At 57.7% G+C, this 4,600-nt stretch carries 5 protein-coding genes; all 5 read left to right on the top strand.

The window, feature by feature from the left end; genetic code table 11:
* Window positions 1–1,560 (top strand): DUF3604 domain-containing protein (locus tag AC33YF_RS12915; protein ID WP_491777619.1); only part of this gene is annotated, 1,560 nt, incomplete at its 5' end.
* Window positions 1,561–1,585: 25 nt separating this feature from the next.
* Entirely contained in the window at window positions 1,586–2,197 is a 612-nt protein-coding gene (locus AC33YF_RS12910) for a hypothetical protein (protein ID WP_491777618.1), read from the top strand.
* 4 nt (window positions 2,198–2,201) lie between these two features.
* Complete coding sequence (locus AC33YF_RS12905) at window positions 2,202–3,083, top strand: peptidyl-prolyl cis-trans isomerase (protein WP_491777617.1); 882 nt, start codon at window positions 2,202–2,204, stop codon at window positions 3,081–3,083.
* Window positions 3,080–4,066 (top strand): HupE/UreJ family protein, encoded by a 987-nt coding sequence (locus AC33YF_RS12900; protein WP_491777616.1) that lies wholly within the window; start codon window positions 3,080–3,082, stop codon window positions 4,064–4,066. Before AC33YF_RS12905 ends, AC33YF_RS12900 begins: the two co-directional genes overlap by 4 nt.
* Before the next feature lie 150 nt (window positions 4,067–4,216).
* Window positions 4,217–4,600: DUF3300 domain-containing protein (locus AC33YF_RS12895; protein ID WP_491777615.1), on the top strand; the 384-nt coding region annotated here is incomplete at its 3' end.

The raw sequence follows: 4,600 nt of genomic DNA, 5'->3' as shown, positions 1-4,600 counted from the left end.
GAGATCGTGGCCGGCGATGTTACGCTCATGCGCGACCCGCAGCTTCGCGATTGGAACAAGCGCCTCAATGCGGGCGGCGATGATGCGCTGAAAGCGACCATGGAGGTGATCGAGTCGTTTGCAGGTGTCAGCGATATCAAGATGCCTGCTGCTGCGCTCGATCCGCGTTTCGTTCAGACAGTTTGGGATGAGTATCTCGAGACAGCCGACAAGTTCAACGAGCCGGGCAAGTTTACGACCATCATCGGCTACGAGTGGACGTCTACGGAGGGTGGAAACAATCTGCACCGGAATGTGCTTTATCGGGACGGGGCCATCCGCGCGCAGCAAATGTTGCCCTTCACCACCGAGAGCAGCTTCAATCCGGAAGATCTCTGGAAGTGGATGGAAGCCTATGAGGAAAAGACCGGTGGCCGCGTACTCGCGTTGGCCCATAACGGCAATGTCTCAAATGGCTTGATGTTCCCTGTAGAGACGAACCCCGCGACCGGTAAGCCACTGACCGGCGATTATGCCGAGACACGTGCGAAATGGGAGCCCTTGTATGAGGCCACCCAGATCAAGGGCGACGGCGAGACGCATCCCGTCCTTTCGCCGAACGATGAGTTCGCGGATTACGAAACCTGGGACAAAGCCAATCTCGGCCCAGTTCCAAAGGAAGAATGGATGCTCCAATACGAGTATGCGCGTGAGGCCTTGAAGAACGGCATGAAGCTCGAAGCGCAGCTCGGCACAAATCCGTACAAGTTTGGCATGGTTGGTTCGACCGACAGTCACACGGCCATGGCGACTGCTCAGGAAGACAACTTCTTTGGTAAGCACGCAGGCGTCGAGCCCGAGCCCAATCGCTGGGAGCATGTAGTGGGCGAGTTCGGGCCGACCCGCATTCTCGGTTATGACATGGCTTCGTCGGGCCTCGCGGCCGTATGGGCTCCTGAGAATACGCGACGCGCCATTTTCGATGCGATGCAGCGCAAGGAAGTCTATGCTACGACCGGGTCTCGAATTGGCCTGCGCTTCTTTGGGGGTTGGGACTTTGTCGAAAGTGATGCGGGTAGCCGGACACCCGCGGAGATCGGCTATGCGAAAGGTGTGCCGATGGGCGGCGACCTTGAGAACCCGCCCGAGGGCAAAGCGCCGACGTTTCTCGTCGCTGCCTTAAAGGACCCGCTTAGCGGCAATCTCGATCGCTTGCAAATCGTCAAGGGCTGGATCGACAACAACGGCGAGACACAAGAGAAGGTCTACGATGTCGTTTGGAGCGACAATCGCAAGCCCGACGCGGAGGGCAAGCTGCCGCCCGTTGGAAGCACCGTCGATGTGAAGAACGCAACCTGGACCAATACGATCGGCGCACCTGAACTGATCGCAGTCTGGGAAGATCCCGACTTCGAGCCAGATCAGCGGGCATTTTACTATGCGCGTGTTATTGAAATTCCAACACCGCGTTGGACCGCCTACGATGCAAAGCGGTTCAATGTTGAAATGTCCGATGACGTCCCAATGACCACGCAAGAACGCGCATACTCTTCGCCTATCTGGTACACGCCGAAGAGCTGATGCCATTGGGCTAAGAGTGTAGTCGATGAGAGTCGTACCTAGGATTGGTCCATACGTCACTGCAGGCGCCGTGCTCGCAGTGGGTCTTGTGTTCGCGGCGACCACTGCGTTTGCGTGCGGCTATCACAATCCCAGTGATATCGCGCGCGGCACGATGAATTTCATTTATCCAAAGTCTCTCTACGTCAGGACCGCCGTTTGGCAGGCGCAGAACAGCGGATTGCTGCCACCAAGACCTCGCCGTGTGGTTAAGGATCTCTTCGCCTATCAACGCGCTACAGCAGGTTTGGAAGAACTGGGAAAGGCTCTTGGAGCCGGACCTAATCAACAATTCGGGTTTACCGTCGTGCTGCTCGACTCGATGCTATGGACTCGTTACGCCGCCGGGCAGGAAGGCTTTGGTGTGACTGTCCATGTTAGTGGCCCCGGTAAGAACGAAGCAGTCCTTGTGACCGAAGGGGCCGTCGTTCGTGCATTGAACGCGGGCGTCATCACGTACGATGTGGCCGAGTCGCAAGGGTTGATCCGATTATACGGTCCTAAGGAGCAGCAAGAGACCTTGAGAGCTGTCATGCGTGGCCAACGGGAAGATGCGTACTCTGACGCGCCAGATGGCGCTATGGAGGCTGCAGGCTAGCCTGATGCAGTTGCTTTCGAGGCTCGCGCGTGAGCCGCTTGTCCACTTCGTTCTAATCGGGGCCGTCGTCTTTGCAGCCTATGCGTTTCTCGCAGACGGCGACGAAGCCGAAACGCGAGATCGCATCGTTGTAACCGAGGGTCGCGTTCTTCAGCTTGCGCAGATATTTGCCAAGACCTGGCAACGCCCGCCGACGCCCCAAGAACTGCGCGGGCTTCTCGATGCTTACATTAAAGAAGAAGTCTACTACCGCGAGGCGGTCAAGCTGGGTCTCGACCGCGACGACACCCTCATCCGCCGTCGCATGCAGCAGAAGATGGAGTTCCTATCCGAGCCCGATGAGGAGGCGTTGACCGCGGACGATGCCGCGCTTCAGGCCTATCTCGACGATAACAAGAAAAACTATCGCGTAGATCCCGAGCTCGCGTTCGAACAAGTCTTCATCAATCCGAAGTCGTCCAATGGAGACCCTGAGAAACGTGCGGAGGAGATACTGAAGGCCGCAAAGGCGGGCGAAGATCCGGCTGAACTCGGCGATCCCACGCTGCTGCCGAAGACAATGCCGCTGTCTCCCTTACGTGTGATCCAACGGGAATTCGGCGATGTCTTCGCCAAGCTGGTTTCCGATGCTCCCGAGGGCAAATGGATAGGACCGATCCAGTCGCCTTACGGTTTGCATCTCGTGCGGGTTAATCAGCGCGAGGACGGCTACGACCCGAAACTCGATGAAGTCCGGGATGCCGTTTTGCGGGATTGGCGCAATCTCAAGCGGCAGGCGTTCCAAACGGATGCCTACGACAAGCTGCGGGCAAAGTACGAGGTTGTTCTGCCCGAGCCGAAAAAATCGGATCTGCCCGAAGGTGACGACAAGGATGACGCCAAGTGATCCGGCTTTTCATCGCTGCGCTTTTTGTGCTTGCATTTCACAGCGCGGCCGCGGCGCATGAACTACGTCCGGGCTTCCTTGAGATCAAGCAAACAGGTGCTGAGGCCTACGACATCCGGTTCAAGGTGCCCGCCCGTGGTGACATGCGCCTTGGCCTGTATGTTCGCCTGCCTGCGGACTGCGAAGATAGGTCGCCGCCGCGGACCGAACGCGCTGGCGCGGCAGTTCTTGAGCATCGTGCGGTGCAGTGCTCTGAGGGTCTGGCGGAGCGTGAGGTTTCGATCGATGGCCTATCAGGCACATTTACCGATGTCGTCGTGCGCGTGGAGTCTGAGGATGGTGCCATACAGGCTACACGTCTGACCCCTGACAGCCCGTTCTTTACAGTCGCGAAAGCGCCGACTTGGATCGAGACGGCCCGCACCTATTTCCTTCTGGGCGTTGAGCACATTCTCCTCGGAATCGACCATCTCCTGTTCGTCCTTGCTCTGCTGCTCCTCGTTCGAGACGTATGGATGCTGGTCAAAGTCATCACGGCGTTCACAGTGGCGCACAGCATCACACTCGCCCTCGCGGCGCTTGGTTGGGCCCAAATTCCGCCAGCGCCCGTAGAGGCTGTCATTGCTTTCAGTATCATGTTCGTGGCAGCTGAGATTGTACGCCAAACGGGGCCAGAAACGGATTTCACTAAGCGCGCGCCGTGGTTAGTCGCTTTTGCTTTCGGGCTTCTTCACGGTTTGGGCTTCGGGGGTGCGCTGAAGGAAATCGGACTGCCGCAATCCGACGTACCGCTCGCGCTCTTAACTTTCAATCTCGGCGTCGAGGCCGGGCAGCTCTTGTTCGTTTTTGCTGTGATCGGCCTAAGTTCGCTAATTCGCCGGGTGCTACCCGTTGATCGCAAGTGGCTTCGTACGGCGCTCGGTTATGGAATCGGCTCTTTAGCGGCGGTGTGGTTTGTTCAGCGTGTCGCACTGTTCGTATAGTGACCATGCAACTCTTTACGGCGCGCCGTGTTTTAGTCACAAAAAATGCGGTCTACTGGCCGCTGCACAATGCTTTGTGCCTTTGCTGTATGGCGTTCGCAGACAGTGCACTAGAGTCTATGGGGTGGTTCCGCGGGGAAGGACATTGGTATGGGACTGACTGAGCCTGATCGCGACACGTTGGGGTTCACTATCCCAGTCGAAAAAGTGGGGACAGTGATGATGGGTAGCTCGGTGCGGTTCCTGGCGGTTTCGGCAGCGCTAGCGTTTGGATTTTGGGTGCAAGGGACTGCTCTTGCGCAAGACGGCCAGGCAGATGGGACTGCTGAGCCGTCACAGCTGGCTGCAACGACTGCCGACACAGATGCTGCTGACGGTTCGACCCAAGATGGGCTGCTCAGTGAAGCAGAGCTTGAACAGCTCGTGGCGCCAATTGCGCTTTATTCGGATCCCCTTCTCGCGAACGTCCTAATCGCATCGACCTATCCGTTGGAAGTCGTACAGGCGGAACGCTGGTACCAGGAAAACAAGGAC

The organism is Methyloceanibacter sp., assembly GCF_058506495.1.
The sequence above is the reverse complement of the archived record's forward strand: the minus strand, read 5'-3'. Positions and strand labels throughout refer to the sequence as shown.

Excerpts from the sequence above, each read along its gene's own strand:
- AC33YF_RS12905 (WP_491777617.1), top strand. The coding sequence starts at position 2,202 with ATGCAGTTGCTTTCGAGGCTCGCGCGTGAGCCGCTTGTCCACTTCGTT.
- AC33YF_RS12910 (WP_491777618.1), top strand. The coding sequence starts at position 1,586 with ATGAGAGTCGTACCTAGGATTGGTCCATACGTCACTGCAGGCGCCGTG.